This is a genomic window from Pseudomonas folii (genome assembly GCF_014357575.1).
In the GTDB taxonomy this organism is placed as follows: Bacteria; Pseudomonadota; Gammaproteobacteria; order Pseudomonadales; family Pseudomonadaceae; genus Aquipseudomonas; species Aquipseudomonas folii.
The window spans coordinates 13873-35382 of record NZ_JACONW010000007.1 but is presented as its reverse complement, the minus strand read 5'-3'; the positions used below and the strand labels follow the sequence as shown (position 1 = coordinate 35382).

The window sequence follows — 21510 nt, the reverse complement described above, 5'->3', positions numbered from 1 at the left end:
TCAATGGCCCATCAACCAGTGCTGATGCGGGCCAGGCAGGGTCCAGAGTCCGAAGACAATTACCAGCAGGCCACCCGCCATGCGTACGCCACGCTGACGCAGCAACGCGGTGATGCGCTCCGCCGCAAGTCCTGTGGCCAACAGCACCGGGCAGGTGCCAATGCCGAAAGCCAGCATCAGCAGGGCGCTGTCGACGGCATTACCCTGGCTCGCCGACCAGAGCAGCGTGCTGTAAACCAGTCCACACGGCAGCCAGCCCCACAGCGCGCCCAGCAATAAGGCCCGTGGCAGACTCGACACTGGCAGCAAACGACTTGCCAGTGGCTGGATGTAGCGCCACAACCCGCGGCCCAGGCTTTCGATACGAGTCAGACCGCTCCACCATCCGGCCAGATACAGGCCCATGGTGATCAGTAGCAGTGCCGCGATGACTCGCAGGGCCATTGCCCCAGGGCTATTGGCTACGGCCCAGCCTGCGAGGCCGATCAGCAGACCGGCGCAGGTGTAACTCAAGATCCGTCCGATGTTGTAGGCCAGCAGCAGCCGGAAACGTCGGCTGCGTTGCTCCTTGGGAATCGCCAGCGTCAGCGCCCCCATCAACCCGCCGCACATGCCCAGGCAGTGGCCGCCGCCGAGCAGGCCGAGGATCAGGGCTGAGATCAGGAGGGGGGCGAGGTCAGTCATGAGCAGCCTCGCTCTAACAGACATACCGCCAGCCCATGTGGGAGCGGTGCTTGCCCGCGATAAGGCTGGACGCGGTTCACTTTGGATCGCGTCGCTCCTATCGTCGGAATGCCGCCCAGACCAAGCACCGCCTCCCACAAAAGCACCGCCCTATAAACTCGCTCAAACGTCATCTTTTTTCCTGCCCGCAACCTCATCCACCGCCGCCTGATGCTTCGGGTCCTGCTCATCAAAAAGAATGCTGTGAGCGGGGCCTTCCATGTCGTCGTACTGGCCGCTGTCCACGGCCCAGAAGAAAATGTAGATCGCCACGCCAACCAGCAGCAACGCCGCCGGCATCATGATGTAGAGCGCTGGCATGAAGCCTCCGGAGCTGGCTGCCGATGAGGGGCATTGGTAGACGGCGTGCGGGTCAGGCGCAGGGCGTTGAGGACCACGGTCAACGAACTGACGGACATGCCCACGGCAGCCCAGATTGGAGTGATCCAGCCCAGCGCCGCGAACGGCAGCATGAGGCCATTGTACAGCCCGGCCCAGAGCAGGTTTTCGATGATTACCCGGCGAGTCCGACGCGCCAGGGCAAAGGCCTGAACCAGCGCCCGCAAGTTATTGGACAGCAACACCGCGTCCGCACTGGTCTTCGCCAGATCAGTGGCCGAGCCCATGGCGACACTGATATCGGCAGCCGCCAGTACCGGCACGTCATTCACGCCGTCGCCAAGCATCAGCACCTTGCGACCCTGGCGATGTAATGCTTGCAGCACCGCGAGCTTGTCGTCAGGGCGCAGACCGCCACGGGCATCGTCGATGCCCAGTTCGGCGGCAACCTGAGCAACCATCGGCGAGCTGTCACCGGACAGCAGCAGGGTTTTCCAGCCACGCGCTTTGCAGGCTTGCAGCAGCTCGTGGGCGTCTTCACGCAGGCGATCATCAAGGATGAACCAGGCCAGCGGCCCGTGGCGGTCGCCCAGTAACAGATGCTGCCCGGTGTGTTCCGGCACGGGGGGAAGGTCACAGCCACTCAAGGCGCAGACAAAGGCCGGTTGTCCGATCCGTAACGCATGACCGTTGACGATTCCCTCAAGGCCCAGCCCGGTTTGGTTGAAGACGTCCTCGGCAGCGATTGGCGCACGGCCGAACGCTTTTGCGATCGGATGCTCCGAGCGGTTTTCCAGCGCGGCGGCGAGGCTCAGGCAAGCGTCGGCGTCCAGTTCGCCCAGCGGTTTGATGCTGCGCAGGGCGAGTCGTCCTTCGGTCAGGGTGCCGGTCTTGTCGAAAATCACCGTGTCGATCTGGTTGAGCCCCTCCAGCACATGGCCGCGGGTCAATAACAAACCGAGTGTGTGCAGCGTGCCGGTGGCGGCGGTAAGCGCTGTCGGGGTCGCGAGGGAGAGGGCGCACGGGCAGGTAGCGACCAGCATCGCAAGGACGATCCAGAAGGCTCGAGACGAATCGATCTGCCACCAGACAACGCCGATAACCACCGCCGCCAGCAGTGAAAGCAACAGGAACCACTGCGCTGCCCGATCAGCGATTTCCGCCAGTCGGGGTTTTTCTGTCTGTGCCCTGTCGAGCAGACGAACAATGGCTGACAGGCGGGTTTCATGGCCCAGCGCCAGGACTTCCACCGTGAGCACACTTTCAACGTTCAAAGTGCCCGCTGTGACTGAATCGCCGGAGTTTCGCGGCTGGGGCAGGTATTCACCGGTCAGTAGCGACTCATCGATGCTTGACCGGCCTTCGATGACTTTGCCGTCGGCGGGCAGCACGGTGCCGGGCTGCACCAGAACCTGATCGCCCAGTCGCAGTTCGCTGAGCAGAATCCGTTCAGTCTGACCCTGTTCATCGAGACGCAGGCAGGACGCAGGCAGCAGATTGACCAGTTGTGCAGTGGCCGCAGCAGTGCGTTCCCGGGCACGGCGTTCCAGATAGCGACCAGCCAGCAGGAACAGGGCGAACATGCCCACGGCGTCGAAATACAGTTCGCCGTTACCGGTGACTGCTGTCCAGATGCCTGCGACATAAGCACCGCCGATGGCCAGTGACACGGAAACGTCCATGGTCAGGTGGCGGGTGCGCAGGTCGCGTAGAGCCCCACGAAAGAATGGCGCGCAACTGTAAAAGACGATGGGGGTCGTCAGAAACATCGCGACCCAGCGCAGGATGGTATGCATGTCCGGGCTGAGATCAATGTTGAATTCCGGCCAGGTGGCCATGGTCGCCATCATCGCCTGAAACCAAAGCAAACCCGCCACGCCAAGCTGGCGCAGCGCCAGACGATTTTCATCGGCCAGTTGTGCCGCAGCCCGGTCAGCCTGATAAGGATGGGCAACGTAGCCGATGCGGCGCAATTGGCCGAGCAGCTCACTCAAGGGCATCTGGCTGTCGGACCAATTGACATGCAATCGATGGTTGGACAGGTTCAAGCGTGCTTCAGCCACCGCAGGCAACGCCCGCAAGTGACGCTCGATGAGCCAGCCACATGCCGCGCAACTGATGCCTTCCATTAACAATATCGTGTCTGCCAGCTCGCCCTGATGGCGAACAAACGGATGTTGCACATCGGCACGGTCGTACAGCGCCAGTTCATCCGGCAGTTGCATGGGCAGGGTTTCAGGGTTGGCCGACGCCTGGCCGCGATGGCTGTAATAACTTTCCAGCCCGCCAGCGACGATAGACTCAGCCACGGCCTGACACCCCGGACAGCACATCGCCCGGGTTTCCCCGAGCACGACGGCGGTAAAGCGACTGCCCGACGGGACGGGCAGGGCGCAGTGGTAGCAGGGGGTGGGTGTGGTCATGGTCTTTGGGTCGCAGCAAAACAACGGTAGGAGCCAACTTGTTGGCGAGAGGGCCTGACGCGGTTATTCAGGCACACCGCCTCGCGAACAAGTTCGCCCTCATCAAACAACAGCAAAATACTGGATTGAAATGCATTTTCTGTAGGAGCTGCCGAAGGCTGCGATGCATTTCTCCTGATACACCGCGATCGCAGCCTTCGGCAGCTCCTACGGGTCCTGTGTTTGCTGCGCGACAGCGCGGTGCCATGGACGCCAGGGCAGTTCCCGCCGCGATTATGCGGTGCGCTCACTTCCTCAAATCTTCCGCACCCTGAATCGCTTCATCTCCCAGTGCAAGGTCTTTGTCGTGGCTGATCTGTTCTTCCTCGAACAGCCGCCAGGTCTGGCCGTTTTCAACGCCCAGCAACTCGACAAACCTACGCCCTTCGACTTTATCAGTCAGTTGCCCGATGTAGCGATCAGGCTCCGGGTTGCTCTGGATCAGAATGATCTTGCGATCCTTCTGCGGTTGGGTCGGGGAGATCAGGTTCAGTTCCAGGGTCCGCGGCCTGCTGTTGCCCGTCAGGCGCAGCGCGGCTTCACCCGTCAGTTCATCCAGATGCAGGCTGGCACGCAACCTCAGGGTCTGTGCCAGCAGTTCGCGGTCCAGTGAGCGGTTAATGCCTTTGCCCGCTTCGTAATAATTGTCGTTGACCAGATTGTCAGGGTTATTCACCGCGATGGTCACCATGGTCAGCGAGAGCGTCACCGAACAGGTGAGAACGCCAATGAGGATCCATGGCCAGAGGTGCTTGTACCATGGGCTTTGGGCGGTTGCGACGGGCATCGGCATTTCTCTTTACGAAGTGTGTGGCTAACGGACTTGCGGGCCGATGAACCGGCTTTTGGTCTCGGCATGGGCATCGCCGTCGGCGTCCTTGAGGATGAAAATCACCTCGTTGGTGCTTGATGGCAGTTTTTCGGGCGCGATGGACAGCTCCACCGGCATACTGAAAATATCCCCGGCCGCCACTTTGAATTCACGCCTTCCCTGTAACTTCAGGTCCGGCAAGCCCGTAGCGTCCAGCACATAGGTGTGATCCACCTGGTCCTTGTTCATGACCTTAAGGCTGTAGACGTTTTCGATCCGGCCTTCGGCGTTTTCCCGGTACAGCACGCGGTCCTTGCTGACGTCGAAACCGACCAGCGAGCGCATGAAGAACGCCGAGACCAGCAGGCCGATCATCACCAGCAGCACTGCCGCGTAGCCAATCAATCGAGGTCGCAACGTGTGGGTAACCTGGCCTGATAAATTGTGTTCGGTGGTGTAGCTGATCAACCCGCGCGGGTAGTTCATCTTGTCCATGATGCTGTCACAGGCGTCGACGCAGGCGGCGCACCCAATGCACTCCACTTGCAGACCGTCACGGATGTCGATGCCGGTGGGGCAGACCTGCACGCACATCGTGCAATCGATGCAATCGCCCAGACCTTGCGCCGTGTAGTCCTGATCTTTTTTACGCGGGCCACGCTTCTCGCCACGGCGTGGGTCGTAGGAAACGATCAGGGTGTCCTTGTCGAACATCACACTCTGAAACCGCGCGTAGGGGCACATGTAAATGCACACCTGCTCACGGAGCCAGCCCGCATTGCCGTAAGTCGCGAGGGTAAAGAAGCCAACCCAGAAATATGCCCAGCTGTCGGCCTGACCGGTGAACAATTCTGTAATCAGGTCGCGAATGGGCGAGAAGTAGCCGACAAACGTCAGCCCGGTGAGGAAGCCAATTAACAGCCACAGGCTGTGTTTGGCGAATTTACGCCCGAATTTGTTCGCGCTCATGGGCGCTTTATCGAGCTTGATGCGCTGGTTGCGGTCGCCTTCGGTGACCTTTTCGCACCACATGAAAATCCATGTCCAGACACTTTGCGGGCAGGTGTAGCCGCACCACACCCGACCGGCGTAGACCGTGATGAAAAACAGGCCGAACGCGCTGACGATGAGGATGCCCGAGAGCAGGATGAAATCCTGCGGCCAGAAGGTCGCGCCGAAGATGTAGAACTTGCGCTCCGGCAGGTTCCACCACACCGCCTGATGTCCACCCCGGTTCAGCCAGACCGTACCGAAGTAAATCAGGAACAGCAGGGCGCCGCCGAGCATGCGCAGATTGCGGAACAGGCCGGTGAACGCGCGGGTGTAGATCTTTTCCCGCGAGGCGTAGAGGTCGACCGTCTGGTTACCGCTTTCAGGCGGTGGCGTGACGTTGACGACCGGAATGTTATTGCTCATCGGTGTGTCCCACGGCAGTGGAAAAATGCCTCTGTGGTCAGGAGCGTGGCGGTATGAAGGCAATGATACGCCTGCAGTCTTCGTGAGTGGGTCGCGGCGAATCTTGGTGCAAACAGGTGTAAAGAGTGCTGATTCGGATCAATTGACGTGCAGATGATGTGCAGGTTTTTGTTCGCAACGCGGTCATGGTAGGAGCCAACTTGTTGGCGAGGCGGCGTGTCAGATATATCGCCTCGCGAACAAGTTCGCTCCTACCTGTTCATTTTGAAGCCTGCCCAGGTTCTTGAGGTTTGTCCCCCCGCGACAAGCTATACACATACGCCGCCAGCATATGCACCCGGTCATTGCCCTGAATCGCTTGCTGTGCAGGCATCTGACCCTGACGACCGTAGCGGATGGTTTGTTGCAGTTGCGCGTAGCTGGATCCGTAGATGTACCCCCCAGGATGAGTCAAGTCTGGTGCTCCCAATACTTGCATGCCTTTGCCTTCCGGGCCGTGGCAGGCGACGCAGGTGGTGGCGAATATCTTCTGCCCGGCCACCGGATCAGCCTTGGCGTCTTCCGGTAATTTGCGACCGCTGAGCGCGGTCAGCACGTACGCCGAGACGTCGCGCACGCCTTGATCCTGGAGGGCGTCCCCCCACGCGGGCATCACAGCGTGGCGGCCGCCCATGATCGTGGCCTTGATGGTTTCCGGCTCGCCGCCCCAACGCCAGTCGGCATCGGTCAGGTTCGGAAAGCCATAAGCGCCTTTGGCGTCGGAGCCGTGACACACCGAACAGTTGGACGCAAACAGGCGGCCACCCATCTTCAGGGCCTGGGGATCCTTGGCGACTTCTTCGATGGGCATCGACGCAAACTTGGCGTAGACCGGCCCGAAACGCGCCTCGGAGCGCGCCATTTCCTTCTCCCATTCATGCACGGCCGTCCAGCCTGTCTGGCCGTCGGAGAACTCGATTTGCTTCTCGGTGTTCATGTAACCGTAGCCCGGCCAGAGACCTTTCCAGTTACCCAGGCCGGGATACAGCACCAGGTAACCCAGAGCAAAAATAATCGTGCCGATAAACAGCATGAACCACCACTTGGGCAGCGGATTGTCGTACTCCTCAATGCCGTCGAAGGCGTGGCCGACGGTTTCTTCGGTGGTGTCATCGCGCTGGCCCTTGCGAGTCGAGAGCAGTAGCCAGGTGAGGGCGAATATCGTGCCCAACGTCAGGACGGTGACGTACAGACTCCAGAATGTGCTCATGACTTGCTCCTGGACGCTTTTTCCTGCTCGACCTTTTTGATCGCTTCGGGATCGTCCGCGAAGGGCAACAGGGTTGCATCGTCAAACTCTGACTTGCGCCGGGGGCTGAACACCCAGAGCGCCAGACCGATGAAGGCCACCATCACCACCAGGGTGCCAAGACCCCGAATCATCCCGATATCCATCCAGATCACCGCTTGCTTTTAATGACGGTGCCGAGGCCTTGCAGATAGGCCACCAGTGCATCCATTTCGGTTTTGCCTTTCACTGCGGCCTGAGCGCCGGCGATGTCTTCGTCGGTATAAGGTGTCCCCAGGGTGCGCAGGACTTCCATTTTCTTCGCGGTGTCCTTGCCATCCAGATGCTTCTCGACCAGCCACGGATAGGCAGGCATTTTCGACTCGGGCACGACGTTGCGCGGGTTGTAGAGGTGCGCCCGATGCCAGTCGTCCGAGTAGCGACCGCCGACTCGCGCCAGGTCCGGCCCGGTGCGTTTGGAACCCCACAGGAACGGGTGATCCCAGACGCTTTCGCCCGCTACCGAGTAGTGACCATAGCGTTCGGTTTCGGCGCGGAACGGGCGAATCATCTGCGAATGACAACCGACACAGCCGTTGGCGATGTACACGTCACGGCCTTCGACTTCCAACGCGGTGCGCGGCTTCATGCCCTCCACCGGTTTGTTGGTCACGTCCTGAAAAAACAGCGGGACGATTTGCGTCAGGCCACCGATGCTGACGGCGATGACCATGCAGAGGGCCAGGAGGCCAATGTTTTTTTCGAGGAGTTCGTGCTTCATCGGTGAGCTCCCACGACAGCGATTTGGGCCGCGGCTTCAGCTTCATCCGGGGTCGAAGCACGCACAGTGCGCCAGACGTTGTACGCCATGAACAGCATGCCACTGGCGAAAGTCGCACCGCCGACCATTCGCACGATATAACCCGGATGGCTTGCCTGCAGGGCCTCAACGAAGGAATAAGTCAGCGTGCCGTCGTCGTTGATCGCCCGCCACATCAGGCCCTGGGTAATACCGTTGACCCACATGGACGCGATGTACAGCACGGTGCCAATGGTTGCCAGCCAGAAGTGCGCGTTGATCAGGCCGATGCTGTGCATCTGTGGCCGACCAAACACCTTGGGGATCATGTGATACGTCGCGCCGATGGTGATCATCGCCACCCAGCCGAGTGCGCCTGCATGCACGTGGCCGATGGTCCAGTCGGTGTAGTGGGAAAGGGCGTTGACCGTCTTGATGGCCATCATCGGGCCTTCAAAGGTTGACATGCCATAGAACGCCAGGGACACCACCAGAAACCGCAGGATCGGGTCGGTACGCAATTTATGCCAGGCGCCGGAGAGGGTCATCATGCCGTTGATCATTCCGCCCCAGCTCGGCGCGAGGAGAATGATCGACATCACCATGCCCAGCGATTGCGCCCAGTCGGGCAGGGCGGTGTAGTGCAAATGGTGCGGACCGGCCCAGATGTACAGGGTGATCAGTGCCCAGAAGTGCACGATGGACAAACGATATGAATAGATCGGCCGCTCAGCCTGCTTGGGCACGAAGTAATACATCATGCCGAGGAAGCCGGTCGTCAGGAAAAAACCCACTGCGTTATGGCCGTACCACCATTGAATCATCGCATCGGTGGCACCCGCGTAGGCTGAGTAGGATTTGAACAGGCTGACGGGCAACGAGATGTGGTTAACGATGTGCAGCATGGCGGTGACGACTATAAATGCGCCGTAGAACCAGTTGGCCACATAGATGTGTCGGGTCTTTCGCCTGACGATAGTGCCGAAGAACACCGCGCCATACGCCACCCAGACGATGGTCAGCAGAATTGCTATGGGCCATTCCAGTTCGGCGTATTCCTTGGAGGTGGTGTAACCCATCGGCAAGGTGATGATGGCGCTGACGATGACCGCTTGCCAGCCCCAGAATGAGAACGCCGCCATGCCATCGGAAATCAGCCGGGTCTGGCAAGTGCGTTGCACCACGTAATAAGACGTACCGAAGAGCGCGCAGCCGCCGAACGCAAAGATCACAAGATTGGTGTGCAAAGGGCGAAGGCGTCCGAAACTGGTCCACTCCAGGCCCAGGTTCAGTTCCGGCCAGACCAGCTGTGCGGCGATGAAAACGCCAAGCCCCATGCCCAGGATGCCCCAGACCACCGTCATGATGGCGAACTGGCGGACCACCTTATAGTTATAAGCAGTCGGACTGTTTGCTGTGCTCATTATCAGGTTCCACGGTTCGACTATTTATCAGAGTGTGAGCGTTATTAACCCATGAAACCCGGCGCAGGCATGCTCAGCGGCCGTTTCAGGCATATTCCGACGCGGAGCGTAAAGGAAAAACCTGTCCCGGTGGACAGAAATTTTCTGGAGGGTGCAAGGCGGGTGACTTGATGCGTGATTAACGGACAATCTTAATTCCGAAAGGCGGGAGAGGATAGGCGCAATCCTGTAGGACCGGCTTTAGCCGGGAGGACGGTATTTCTGGCGAAGAAGGTTTGGTGAATGTGCCGACGGCCTCCCGGCTGAAGCCGGTCCTACGGAACTGCGGGATGAAGGAAATGGCGGGGGAAAGGGACCACCGCACCCTGTTGCAGGGTGCGGCGTTGAAGGGGTCCACAGTGTTGCTCTTTTTGCTACCGCGCCGCTTTACCCTTGTCGACGAGTTGATCAGGACCCTTCGACAGGCTGTAAACATAAGCGGCCAGCAGCTGTACTTTGTCATTGCCCAATAAATCGGCCTGAGCAGGCATATGACCTTGGCGACCAAGACGAATGGTCTGCTGCAACTGCGCCAGGCTGGTGCCGTAGATGAAACCGCCCGGCTGTGTGAGGTTTGGGGCGCCCATGACTTCGATGCCTTTACCCGTTGCGCTATGACAGGCTACACACGTGGAGCTGAACACTTGCTGTCCGGCGGCCAGATCCGCTTTGTCATCAGCGGGCAGTGGCAGTCCCGCCAGGGAGTGGCGCACGTAGGCCGCCACGTTTTTTACACCGTCTTCGCCGATGATCGTGCCCCAGGCCGGCATGGCCGCCACACGGCCTGCCATGATGGTGGTTTTGATCGTGTCAGCGGAGCCGCCCCAGCGCCAGTCGTTATCGGTCAGGTTCGGGAAGCCGTAAGCCCCTCTGGCGTCCGAGCCGTGGCAGACCGAGCAATTCGAGGCAAACAGGCGGCTGCCCATTTTCAGCGCTTGCGGATCCTGAGCAACTTCTTCCACCGGCATGGCCGCAAATCTGGCAAAGATCGGTCCGAAGCGGGCGTCTGCCTTGTCCATTTCCTTCTGCCATTCGTTGACCCCGGTCCAGCCGTTTTCGTAGCCGGGGGCGATGCCTTTCCAGTTGCCCAGCCCCGGATACACGATCAGGTAGCCAATCGCGAAGACCAGCGTCCCGGCAAACAACATGAACCACCACTTGGGCAGTGGATTGTCAAACTCCTCGATGCCATCGAAGCTGTGCCCCATGGTCTGGTCTGTGCTGCCTTTGGTTTCGCCCTTGCGGGTACCGATCAACAGCCAGGTCAGGCCGATCAGGCTGCCAAGGGTCAGCACGCAAATGTAGGTGCTCCAGAAGGTGGTCATGGCTGGTTACTCCGCACAGCAGACTGCTCTTTTGAAAGTTGCTCGATTACCGGGGATGGCAACGGCTCGTCGGCAAACGGTGCCAGGCGAGCTTCGGCGAACTCAGCGTTGCGTCGGCTGCTGAACACCCAGAGCGACATACCGATGAATGCGATGGCCACGATCAGCGTGCCAACGCCGCGTAGATCCTGAATATCCATGGCTCACCTCTTGCTCTTGATGGCAGTGCCGAGCACTTGCAGGTAGGCAATCAGCGCGTCCATCTCGGTCTTGCCTTTGAGGGAGGCAACCGCACCACTGATATCGTCATCGGTGTAGGGCACGCCCAGAGTGCGCATAGCCTTGACCTTGGCTTCGGTGTAGCGGCTGTCCACCGGCTGGGTCACCAGCCAGGGATAGGCAGGCATTTTCGACTCGGGCACGACGTTGCGCGGGTTGTACAAATGCGCCCGGTGCCAGTCATCCGAGTAACGGGCGCCAACACGGGCCAGGTCTGGGCCGGTACGTTTGGAGCCCCACAGAAATGGGTGATCCCAGACGCTTTCACCCGCTACCGAATAGTGGCCATAGCGTTCTGTCTCGGCGCGGAACGGGCGGATCATCTGCGAGTGGCAGCCCACACAGCCTTCGCGAATATAGATATCGCGGCCTTCCAGTTGCAGCGCGGTGTAAGGCTTCATGCCCTCAACCGGTTTGTTGGTCACGTCCTGAAAGAACAGCGGGACGATTTGCGTCAGCCCGCCGATGCTGACGGCCAGTACCATCAGGATCATCAGCAGGCCGACGTTTTTCTCGATCGTTTCATGTCTCATAGCGAGCTCCTCAGGCCATCTGCGCAGCGGCGGCGGCTTCAACGTGACTGGACGACCGGACGGTGCGCCAGGTGTTGTAGGCCATCAGCAACATGCCCAGCAGGAAGATCGCGCCCCCAGCCAGACGCACGATGAAGCCGGGATGGCTGGCCACCAGTGTTTCGACGAAGGAGTAGGTCAAGGTGCCGTCTTCATTGATTGCACGCCACATCAGGCCTTGAGTGATGCCGTTGACCCACATCGACGCGATGTAGAGCACGGTGCCAATCGTGGCGAGCCAGAAGTGGGCGTTGATCAGGCCGATGCTGTGCATCTGCGGGCGGCCGAAGACTTTCGGGATCATGTGGTACAGCGCACCGATGGAGATCATCGCGACCCAACCCAGCGCACCGGCGTGAACGTGGCCGATGGTCCAGTCGGTGTAGTGGGAGAGAGCGTTGACGGTCTTGATCGCCATCATCGGACCTTCAAAGGTCGACATGCCGTAGAACGCCAGGGACACCACGAGGAACCGCAATATCGGGTCGCTACGCAACTTATGCCAAGCGCCGGAGAGGGTCATCATGCCGTTGATCATCCCGCCCCAGCTCGGCGCCAGCAGGACCAGCGACATCACCATACCCAGCGACTGCGCCCAGTCGGGCAGGGCGGTGTAATGCAAGTGGTGCGGCCCGGCCCAGATGTACAGGGTAATCAACGCCCAGAAATGCACGATGGACAGCCGGTAGGAATACACCGGACGTTCGGCCTGCTTGGGCACGAAGTAGTACATCATCCCCAGAAAGCCTGCGGTCAGGAAAAAGCCCACCGCGTTATGCCCGTACCACCACTGGACCATGGCATCGGTGGCACCGGAGTACAGCGAGTAGGATTTGGTCAGGCTGACCGGCAGTTCCAGGTTATTGACGATGTGCAGCACGGCAACCGTGAGGATGAACGCACCGAAGAACCAGTTGCCGACATAAATATGTTTGGTCCTGCGCGTGGCCAGGGTGCCAAAAAACACGATGGCATACGCCACCCATACAACAGTGATCAGGATATCGATGGGCCATTCCAGCTCGGCATATTCCTTGGAACTGGTGTAGCCCAGCGGCAGGCTGATGGCTGCCAGCAGGATCACCAGTTGCCAGCCCCAGAACGTGAACGCTGCCAGTTTCGGCTGGAACAGTGTTGTCTGGCAGGTGCGCTGCACCGAGTAATAAGAGCTGGCAAACAGTGCGCAGCCGCCGAAGGCAAAAATCACCGCGTTGGTGTGCAACGGACGCAAACGACCGAAGCTTGTCCAGGGAAGATCGAAGTTGAGTTCGGGCCAGACCAGTTGGGCCGCGAGAAACACGCCTAGACCCATCCCGACAATCCCCCAGATCACCGTCATAATGACGAACTGGCGGACCACCTGATAGTTGTAGGCGGTACTGTTAGTTGTGTTCATTTAGTTATATTTCCCATCCAGGCCAGATCGGGGCGCTACGCACAGGTTTAGCTCCGGGTTATTGGCAGACTCATCAAAAGCGAGGCAAGCATGAGCATTGGGCAAAGTGCCGGTATTGACGAAGATCAATGTGCGCACCTGGCAAAAGACCGGGGCTGGTTATGGAATCAGGCGTTCACAGACCCACGAAGCAAGCCCGTGGCGACGCTTGTTCTGGCCCATGGCGCGGGTGCGCCGATGGACAGCGACTTCATGAACGACATGGCTGCGCGCCTTGCCGCGCAAGGCGTCAACGTGTTGCGTTTCGAGTTTCCCTACATGGCGCAACGCCGGGTCGACGGACGCCGTCGGCCGCCGAATCCCCAGGCGCAATTACTGGACTGCTGGCGTGAGGTGTATGCCAGTGTGCGACCCCATGTCACTGGGTGCCTGGCCATTGGCGGCAAGTCCATGGGCGGGCGTATGGCCAGCCTGATCGCGGATGAGCTGCAAGTGGATGCGCTGGTGTGTCTGGGTTATCCGTTCTATGCGGCAGGCAAACCGGAAAAACCTCGGGTCGCGCACCTCGCAGATCTGCAAGCGCCGACCTTGATCGTGCAGGGTGAGCGGGATGCGCTGGGTAACAAGGAAAGCGTCGCTGGCTACACGCTGTCCCCTGCGATTGACGTGTTGTGGATTCCCGCCGCCAATCATGACCTCAAGCCCTTGAAGTCGGCAGGCATCAGCTACGAAGACTGCCTGGCCAACACCGCGAAACGTATCGCCGACCTGCTCGGTTAAGTCGGCAGGCAGTGCAGATCGAACTCACCCCCGGTCACTGCGAAGTCCACGGCGGAAATGCTGAAGCCGAACTCACCCCTCAGATGTTGCGCGGACAGGTCGGCCTCAAGCAGCGTCAGTTGCCCGGCCTGAATATGCCCCGAGTGATAGATGATGTTCTGGCTGTTGGGTGTCTGGTGATAGACGACTCTGATGTACTCACTGGCCACCAGGTCGTGAGTGCCCAAGGGCAGATCCCGATCGAAGAACAGGCCGATACTGGCGCGTTTACGGCCGATCCTGCCCTCGGCGATGACCTTCCAGATCCACTGCCGAGTCGTCGGTGACAGCTCCGGTCGTAACGTCAGACTTGCCGAAAGCGAAGATACGATCAAAGGGTGTTGATTGACCACAGCCTGGAAGCTGCCCTTGCAGGGCGGGGGGCTAAGCCGCGATTTACGAGGCATTGCGGACGCGCTCATGAACGTGCTCCTTGCTGAGCAGGTATGTGGTTTGGAGGGTGGAGAGAAGGGCGGCGCACTGGATAGGCAGTGCGCCGCCCGGACATCCGGTTTCAGTCTGAACCCGCAGCATCACCGGTCAGCGAATACCTACGCCAAGGCTGATGCTGTGCTCCAGCACTTTGAAGTTCGCGCCGGTCACCAGGTTTTTGATGAGGTACCACTTCATCCCCACCAGGTTCTGCGCTGCCACCGTGGACGACCAGTACAGCCCATCACCCATTGGCCAGCGATTGCCGTAAGCATTGAAGATCTGATTCAGCTCATCAATCGAGGGGATACGCGCATCCTGACCTGCAGCGGCAGCAGTCATCTGCGCATATTTGCCAGAGCCCAGCCCGATGCATTGAATAACGCCACTGACCGTGACCGTATAGCTCTTCGTTTCACCGAGTGCATCCGTCACCGAAATCCTCGCCGTCCCGTTGCCCCGAACCGAAGTCAGGCCACTCTCATCCACATGGGCGATGCGAGCGTCACTGGATACATAGGCATAAGGCGCTTGCCCGCCACTGGCAATGCGCCGCACCGTTGTACCTGCCGGAAAGTCTGGCAGGACATCCGGCCGACCGGGAATCAGATAAACCTTCCCGCCCAGGCTCACAGGCGACGTGTCGAAGTTCATGCCCTGTTGAACCCGCAACCACAGCGGCGCAGAAACCACCGCCGTACCCGCCCGCGTCACGGTATACGTCACACTCGCAGAGCTACCGATGTTCTGGTTAATGAGGGCTTTGGGGATATTGAACTGCAACTGCGCATCGCCGCCGATCACCTGTGCCGGCGTGCTGTAGCGGGTTGTACCTTCCCAGGTAACGACCACACTGTCGCCACTGCTCATATCCGAATACCCCACCCGCACCGTTGCACCGGAATCGGGGATATGTGAAGGGGTGAGCAGGCCGGCGGCGCCGACGGTGTCCATGGTTGGGGCGGGGAGGCGGGTCACGCCAGCCTGAATTTTCAGCAGCAACGTTCCGGACGTTTGCACACTACCATTGGCGCGCAGGACGTCATAAGTGATCGAGACCGTCTGACCCTTATTCGCCTCCACCAGGGTTGCCGAGAACAGCATCTCAAGATCCCTGCCTGCATCGGCATCGGTAATCGTCTTTTCCTTGCTGTCACTTGCATCAGGTCCGCGCCACTGCACCTCTACGCGATCCCCGCGGGCCAGCTGCGCGAAGGCACCCACCACCACCGTTGCACCCTGTGTCGCGTTGACCGGATCGAGCGTATCGCCATTGGCTTCCTTCACCACCGGCAACGGTAGCTCAGGCAATACCCGAAGCTGCAATTTGACCTGTACTGCCTGGGCATTCGCCGAAAGATTGCCCGCCAGATCAGTCACGGTGTAGAAGACCGATGCCTCGATATCACCAATGTGCTCCAGAAACTCCCGGGAAATATCCACCATGACTCGCTGCAGGCCCATGTCATCACTGCCAACGATTGCCACAGGTCCTTCCACAGTGCCCCAGTAAGTGCGGATCACATCGCCTTCTTTCATATCGCTGTAGCTTGCGATCTTGCCGGGCAATTTGTTTCCCAGAGCGTCCAGCTCGGCTGAAGTCAGGCCGTTCTGGATGGCGACCGGGAAGATGATTGGGGCGAGGAGTGGATTGCCGGGGGCGGTGCGGTCGATTTCGATTCGAGTGGTGAATGAATCGTCAGTGAGTTCGCTAAACGGATTTTTGGTTCTATAGCCGACGTAATGCAGGCCTTCATTCATGAGTGCAACAGGGATTTCAAGCGTCAGGCGCTCTCCTGGCTGCTCATCATCGATTGTTTTTTCCGGGCCTATGAGCATGTCATCAAACAGAAGTTGATAAGTAAATTGAGGGCGCGCCGCGCTCCACACATCGAACTCTACCATTAGCGGTTTATTTAAATACTCGATAGGGATAATTCCATTATCAAGTGCGCTTGGCACGGAGGGTGCGTCAAGTTCTGGCGAGGGAATATCTTTTTGATTAAGCATGATTTTTCCTAGTTATATCTGCAGGATGCAGCGGGCCCTTGGCCCGCTGTGTCTATGTTTATCGAAATGTACAAGTCAACTCGGCTGAGTCCAGCATATGAACAGGTGCGCGCGTCACAGTAGAGTTTACGGCACTTTGGTTACTGCCTGGTGGTGGCTCAACTTTGATACTCACCTCTGCGAATCCGGTACAGATCATTCTTAAGTTTCGATATGGCACGGTGAATGTGTAGCCATCAATGATGTCAAACTCATCCAGCTCCCGTGCAGCCGTATAATTCGACGCTTCAATGGGGGTGTTGTCATCATCAAAGCCTTTGAAGCTCAATGTTACTTTCTGATCTTTGGCAATGTTGATATAAGGTACTATCAGCAAGTCGGCGCCATTTGGGTTCAGTACAGGAGCGATGTAGCCTCCGGAGTTCAGTTTGAATTGCGGCCCCTCCAATCCGTCTGGACCACCAGGCAACTCTTCTCTGGATCGAACAACTACTGACTGTATCGGAGCTTTCGCAGGGTTGGGGTTACCGTTTCGCACCAGAGTGAAATACACCGGAATTTCAGCGCCCGTGCCTTGAAGTTTCAGAATTCCGTTGTCAATCGGGATCATCAGATCCTTCTCCGCACTGACATCGGTAGCTTTAATCTGATACCACTGAAGTTTTTGTTGATCACCCCAATAAAGATTCAGATCATCGCTAACCTGGAAGTCCCGGTTCCAGGCCACGATGCCACGACCGTTAAGCTCGTAATCATCCTCGTCAATAAAGTTGTCGGTGGTATTTGGGTTCTCAATACTGGTTCCTTGTACCGTCAGGGCTGTCAGAGGACTCGTCACAGGAAGCGTCAGGAACACATCGACAGTGCTGATGAGCGAGGTGCCGACGACTTCATTTTGTCGGGATACCTCATAAGAGACCTTGACCCCTCCGGGAGGTAGCGCATTGATGGTTTCAAATGGCACGCGCAGAGAAAGAACAATATCTTCGTCTTCATTGCCCGGCGGTAAGGACACGGGGAGCATAGGGTTGCTCTCTCCCCAGAAAAGTCGAATCTGATCCAGTGCGCTGGCATTGTCGTAGTGAGGAATATCGACCGTTACACCAACCAGAGCCTCGGCATGGTCAATCAGATTACCCAGATCCGGGTCAATGATTGGGGCAGGATAGTCCGATGGGATTTCCTGGAGCCTCAAGATTACGGGTACCGGATTCGACTCAATTGAAAGGTTCCCAGCCCGGTCAGTCACCCGGTACGTGACCGGTTGCTCCTGTTCACCCAGACTCTCCAGAAAGCTCTTGGTGAATGTCACCGAAACCTGATTAAGCCCCATGTCATCTTCATCGACGTCTGTGCTCGGTCCTGGGGTGTTACCCCACATTGTCTGAATAAGGTCGTGTTTAGCCATGCCGGTATAGCCGGCAATATGCGCTTCCAGTCTGCCCCCCAGTTGTGCGAGTTCGGCAGCCGTGAGGCCGTTCTGCACTTCAGGAGGAAATTGAATCTGGCTCAACTCCGGGGAGCCTGGTGGTGTTTTATCAATAACCACCATGTAAGGGAACGAGCGATTTGCTATCTGACTCAACGGGTTGTAAGTTCGGTATTGCAGCATGTGGACACCTTCATCCAACAGGCTGACCGGGATTTGTAGCGTGAGAGGGTCGCCCGGTTGCTCATCTTCGCTAATGAACTCTGCGTCGCCGTAAGGCACGTTGTCCCAGACTAGTTGATAGGTATATCCGGGGCGTGCACCCGGCCAGACTTTTAGTGTGACGGTTACGGGACGTTCCAGTGCAGAGATCGGTAGCAGGCCTGGTGTGTCGTCGTCATGGAAGGCGACCGGTACATCTGGCTTCTCGTGAACAACTGTTTCCTGTTTTGCTTTTCGATACTGCGGGACAATGAGAGGTTTTCTCTGTGTAGCTTCCATTGTTTAATTCCTTTTTTGATATTATTTACGATTCGTATAGAGGTCCGCTTATAGCGTGAACCTCTGAAGTAATAACCTGGAAAATTCACAGCGACGTTTGTGTCATTGCTTGATTTCAAGTTAGGGCGGAAGTAATCGTTTTTTTCTCAGGACGTCAACCGAAGGTGGTAGATAAATCTTACCTTTCTGAAATTTTCAGAAGTTTCCTACAAAATTCCTGTGTATGTAGGAAATAAGCTCATTGTTCTAGGAGTTTTCCTACTATTCTCTGCTGGCGTTAGGTAGTAGTCCCGTGATTAAGTCGAGAAGAATGCGTCTTCTGTTAAATAGGGAGACGAATTTGTGTCGTACGAAATACGTTATTTGCAATCTGGTGTGGGGCGTATCGCAGTCGCTTTTTTTATTGGGGCGGCTCCTGGTATGGATGCTTGGGCGAGTCACTCGAATTTGCCTCAAGAGCAACATATAACGGTTAATAAAGGGGGGGTTTTTATCGGGGGTCAATTGACACAGGTGGTTCCGGTAGAGGGTGTTGTAAAGACGGTTGACGCTTCTACCCCGGTCGATTCGTATCATGTTACTAAGGGGGGGGTTCTCAATATAATTAATGGCGGCGTAGTCAATTCGGTATTGGTTATGGAGTCGGCTATCAATGTAAGTGATGGCGTAGTGAATGGAGGGATCAGGGTTGATATCGGTGAGGCGACTATTGAACGGTCGGTCATTCGTAATGAGACAGGATATGCATTGCGCTTTGGTGGTAGTGGCTCCGAGGGAGTCGTGCGCTCCAGTGATTTATCAGGGTTAGGCATGGCGATAAATTTAGGCGCAAACCGTTCTTTAACGATTGCTGACAGCCGTGTCTACGGTGCAGAGTCGGCAGAGAACAAAGGCATTGGTATCGATGTTGTGGGGGCAACCTTGTCGGTGTCCGAAAATAGTCATGTACGCGGTCAGTACAACGGAATAAATGTGGCGCTTGCCTTGGATTCCTCAGGCATTCCAGTTCAACCTCTGAGTACGATACTCATCGACAGCTCCGTTGTGGAGGGCGTCGAAGGCGCGGCCATCAGTTTTGCTCCGAAGGAGGCAGGCAGCGATGGTGCGATTGCCGATATCACCATTCAAAATAGATCCACGTTGCTGTCAGGTAATGGCAACTTGCTGGAAGCCGATAATCTGAGCACTGTAAATTTAATCGTCGACAACAGCACCCTCAACGGCAACCTCGTCGCCGACACCACCAGCACCCTGAACGTTACCCTGCAACGCAACGCCCAACTCACCGGCAATATCATCAATAGTGATAAGTTGGCGATCAACTCCGGTGCAAGCTGGACACTGGCGGATAGTAGTCAGGTGAACTCGCTGGCGATGCGGGGCGGGCGGGTGAGTTTCGGCGAGGGAGCGCACAAGACGCTTACCCTGGGCGAACTTTCCGGTCGCGGGACTTTTGATATGCGGGTCAATCTGGACGAACGCCAAGGCGATTTATTGCGGGTCGAGGGCCAGGCCACTGGTAATCATGGCTTGTATGTGAAAAACACTGGCGCTCAAGCGGTCGACCCCGACATGCAGCGGTTGCTGCTCGTGGACACCGACGGGGGCGATGCGCAGTTCAGTCTTTTGGGCGGGCGTGCGGATCTGGGCGTCTATTCCTACGAGCTGGAGCAGCAGGGCGATGACTGGTTCATCGTCGGTTCCGGCAGGGGCATCACCCCGTCTACTCAAAGTGTGCTGGCGCTGTTCAACGCGGCTCCGAACATCTGGAACAGCGAACTGAGCACGTTGCGTAGCCGCATAGGCGAGGTACGTGGCCATGAACAGGGTGGCGGCTGGATGCGTGCTTATGGCAGCCGATTCAATGCCAGCACAGGTGATGGGGTTGATTATCGAAACAATCAGAGCGGCCTTTCGTTGGGCGCGGATGCACCACTGCCGGTAAGTGTCGGGCAGTTGTCATTGGGCTTGATGGCCGGTTACAGCAAAAACGATCTGGCGATTGGGCAAGGTACCAGCGGCAAGATCGGCAGTTATTACGTGGGAGGGTACGGTACCTGGTTGCTGGACGACGGTTATTACCTGGACGCTATTCTCAAGCTCAACCGGTTTCGCAATGAATCCAAAGTCGCCATGAGCGACGGTGCGAAAGCCAAAGGGAATTATGAGAGCATCGGTCTTGGTGGATCGCTGGAGTTTGGCAGAAACATCCGTTTTGACGATGGCTATTTCCTCGAACCCTATGCGCAATTTTCCAGCGTTTGGGTTAAAGGTGACAGCTATGCGTTGGATAACGGTATGCAGGCTCGCAACAAACAGACCCAATCGCTATTGGCCAAGGTCGGGGCATCGGCAGGGCGCAGCATCACCCTCAAGGATGGCGGCGTGGTGCGACCCTATCTGCGCTTGGCGGCGGCTCAGGAGTTCTCCCGAGATAACGAAGTCAAGGTCAACTCCACACGGTTTGACAATGATTTGTTCGGCTCTCGAGCCGAAGTGGGGGCCGGGGTTTCGGTGTCCTTGTCCGAGCGTCTACAACTGCATGCCGATTTCGATTACATGAAAGGCAAGCAGGTCGAGCAGCCTTGGGGCGCAAACGTGGGATTGAAATTCGCGTTTTAGTCGGATTGCGCCCCTATCTTCAGATGACCTGAGTCTGCAAAGGGCATCACAACAGTGAATAACCCCCGTCGAGCAATCGTCGGGGGTTATCGCTTTTCATGGACCGTCAGGCATTCGCTGTCGAGCTACCGGGGCCATTACTCCGTTTTGGTCTTTGCCTCGCAGGCGCTGGATCGCGATTGACCGTGACACGTACTGCAGGAGAAGTGCCGATCAGATACTGGTCGCGATGCACCTCGTAATAAACGTCCACCAGACCATACTGCACCTGGGCGATGAGATCGTAGCTGACGCACAGGACTCGTACCGTGCTGTCCTTGCTGATAGAGCGTAAACGAATCAGGGTCGAGGATTTGTTCTGGCCCCAATAAAACACCAGCGTATCGCCGAGGCGCATTTTCTCAGAGCCGGGAATATTGATGTGGACACCGGCGTTGGCCTGTTCGTAGCTGACGGTATTAGGTTTGACGTTCGCCAGCCTGGGTGCCTTCAAATAACGGGAGATATTCAAGTCAGGGTGCTGTATTGACACAGTGGAGTCCGCGCCTTCTGGATGTGAGTTGGTAGAGACAAGCGTTAATTCAGGGGCATTTTCCTGCTTGAGCGGTGCGGGCTGTTCGCTGGCTTTCTCGACGGTGGAATTTTTATTGGGTGGTGCGCCGGGTGTGAACTCTTCGTTCATCTTTTCGTCCTGAATGACAGATAGATTTTAATGTGTTGTTTAACTTGTCGCGTTGCGTCCATGGCATGTGTTGGGCGTATTAGAGGATGTCGCGTATGCGAGGTCAAGTCAGACGCTTCCGATAAATGACTCATACGATTCAGTGTGGCGGAAAATAGTTTTG

19 protein-coding genes are annotated in these 21510 nt (G+C 57.6%); 2 read left to right on the top strand and 17 right to left on the bottom strand.

Annotated features, from left to right (window positions below; all coding sequences use genetic code 11):
• From H8S59_RS03025 to ccoN (H8S59_RS02965), 13 genes are all read right to left on the bottom strand, one after another.
• Positions 1–684 (bottom strand): sulfite exporter TauE/SafE family protein, encoded by a 684-nt coding sequence (locus H8S59_RS03025; protein WP_187520473.1) that lies wholly within the window; start codon positions 682–684, stop codon positions 1–3.
• A gap of 162 nt (positions 685–846) precedes the next feature.
• Positions 847–1044, bottom strand: a complete 198-nt coding sequence (gene ccoS, locus H8S59_RS03020) for a cbb3-type cytochrome oxidase assembly protein CcoS (RefSeq protein WP_187520472.1) — start codon at positions 1042–1044, stop codon at positions 847–849.
• Complete coding sequence (locus tag H8S59_RS03015; protein ID WP_187520471.1) at positions 1023–3485, bottom strand: heavy metal translocating P-type ATPase; 2463 nt, start codon at positions 3483–3485, stop codon at positions 1023–1025. The genes ccoS and H8S59_RS03015 overlap by 22 nt, the downstream gene beginning before the upstream one ends.
• Before the next feature lie 286 nt (positions 3486–3771).
• Positions 3772–4311 (bottom strand): FixH family protein, encoded by a 540-nt coding sequence (locus H8S59_RS03010; protein ID WP_187520470.1) that lies wholly within the window; start codon positions 4309–4311, stop codon positions 3772–3774.
• Between the two features lie 27 nt (positions 4312–4338).
• Positions 4339–5751 (bottom strand): cytochrome c oxidase accessory protein CcoG, encoded by a 1413-nt coding sequence (gene ccoG, locus H8S59_RS03005; protein WP_187520469.1) that lies wholly within the window; start codon positions 5749–5751, stop codon positions 4339–4341.
• Between the two features lie 259 nt (positions 5752–6010).
• Positions 6011–7000, bottom strand: coding sequence for a cytochrome-c oxidase, cbb3-type subunit III (gene ccoP / locus H8S59_RS03000; protein WP_187520468.1), 990 nt, complete (start codon positions 6998–7000; stop codon positions 6011–6013).
• On the bottom strand, positions 6997–7185 hold the full coding sequence (locus H8S59_RS02995) for a cbb3-type cytochrome oxidase subunit 3 (protein WP_095100690.1): 189 nt from the start codon (positions 7183–7185) through the stop codon (positions 6997–6999). The genes ccoP (H8S59_RS03000) and H8S59_RS02995 overlap by 4 nt, the downstream gene beginning before the upstream one ends.
• A gap of 5 nt (positions 7186–7190) precedes the next feature.
• A complete protein-coding gene (gene ccoO / locus H8S59_RS02990; protein ID WP_095100688.1) occupies positions 7191–7799 on the bottom strand; it encodes a cytochrome-c oxidase, cbb3-type subunit II in 609 nt (202 codons plus the stop codon).
• Complete coding sequence (gene ccoN / locus H8S59_RS02985; RefSeq protein WP_187520467.1) at positions 7796–9241, bottom strand: cytochrome-c oxidase, cbb3-type subunit I; 1446 nt, start codon at positions 9239–9241, stop codon at positions 7796–7798. Before ccoN (H8S59_RS02985) ends, ccoO (H8S59_RS02990) begins: the two co-directional genes overlap by 4 nt.
• Positions 9242–9654: 413 nt before the next feature.
• The gene (gene ccoP / locus H8S59_RS02980; RefSeq protein WP_187520466.1) at positions 9655–10605 is read right to left on the bottom strand and encodes a cytochrome-c oxidase, cbb3-type subunit III; all 951 of its coding nucleotides are present in this window, start codon (positions 10603–10605) and stop codon (positions 9655–9657) included.
• Entirely contained in the window at positions 10602–10805 is a 204-nt protein-coding gene (locus H8S59_RS02975) for a cbb3-type cytochrome oxidase subunit 3 (RefSeq protein ID WP_095100682.1), read from the bottom strand. The genes ccoP (H8S59_RS02980) and H8S59_RS02975 overlap by 4 nt, the downstream gene beginning before the upstream one ends.
• A 3-nt stretch (positions 10806–10808) precedes the next feature.
• Positions 10809–11417 (bottom strand): cytochrome-c oxidase, cbb3-type subunit II, encoded by a 609-nt coding sequence (ccoO, locus tag H8S59_RS02970; RefSeq protein WP_187520465.1) that lies wholly within the window; start codon positions 11415–11417, stop codon positions 10809–10811.
• Positions 11418–11427: 10 nt separating this feature from the next.
• The gene (gene ccoN, locus H8S59_RS02965; protein ID WP_187520464.1) at positions 11428–12852 is read right to left on the bottom strand and encodes a cytochrome-c oxidase, cbb3-type subunit I; all 1425 of its coding nucleotides are present in this window, start codon (positions 12850–12852) and stop codon (positions 11428–11430) included.
• Between the two features lie 90 nt (positions 12853–12942).
• Between ccoN (H8S59_RS02965) and H8S59_RS02960 the strand changes: the two genes are divergently transcribed.
• The gene (locus H8S59_RS02960; RefSeq protein WP_187520463.1) at positions 12943–13632 is read left to right on the top strand and encodes an alpha/beta family hydrolase; all 690 of its coding nucleotides are present in this window, start codon (positions 12943–12945) and stop codon (positions 13630–13632) included.
• On the opposite strand, the gene H8S59_RS02955 is transcribed toward H8S59_RS02960, so the two are convergent.
• The 3 genes from H8S59_RS02955 to H8S59_RS02945 form a co-directional block, all read right to left on the bottom strand.
• Positions 13629–14093 (bottom strand): hypothetical protein, encoded by a 465-nt coding sequence (locus H8S59_RS02955; RefSeq protein ID WP_187520462.1) that lies wholly within the window; start codon positions 14091–14093, stop codon positions 13629–13631. The two genes, H8S59_RS02960 and H8S59_RS02955, sit on opposite strands and share 4 nt — an antisense overlap.
• A 118-nt stretch (positions 14094–14211) precedes the next feature.
• Complete coding sequence (locus H8S59_RS02950; RefSeq protein WP_187520461.1) at positions 14212–16113, bottom strand: hypothetical protein; 1902 nt, start codon at positions 16111–16113, stop codon at positions 14212–14214.
• A 58-nt stretch (positions 16114–16171) separates the two neighbouring features.
• A complete protein-coding gene (locus H8S59_RS02945) occupies positions 16172–18043 on the bottom strand; it encodes a hypothetical protein (RefSeq protein WP_214658176.1) in 1872 nt (623 codons plus the stop codon).
• Positions 18044–18853: 810 nt separating this feature from the next.
• On the opposite strand from H8S59_RS02945, the gene H8S59_RS02940 reads away from it, so the two are divergent.
• Entirely contained in the window at positions 18854–20665 is a 1812-nt protein-coding gene (locus tag H8S59_RS02940; RefSeq protein ID WP_246475035.1) for an autotransporter outer membrane beta-barrel domain-containing protein, read from the top strand.
• A gap of 106 nt (positions 20666–20771) precedes the next feature.
• On the opposite strand, the gene H8S59_RS02935 is transcribed toward H8S59_RS02940, so the two are convergent.
• Entirely contained in the window at positions 20772–21347 is a 576-nt protein-coding gene (locus H8S59_RS02935; RefSeq protein WP_246475033.1) for a hypothetical protein, read from the bottom strand.
• Positions 21348–21510: the final 163 nt, after the last annotated feature.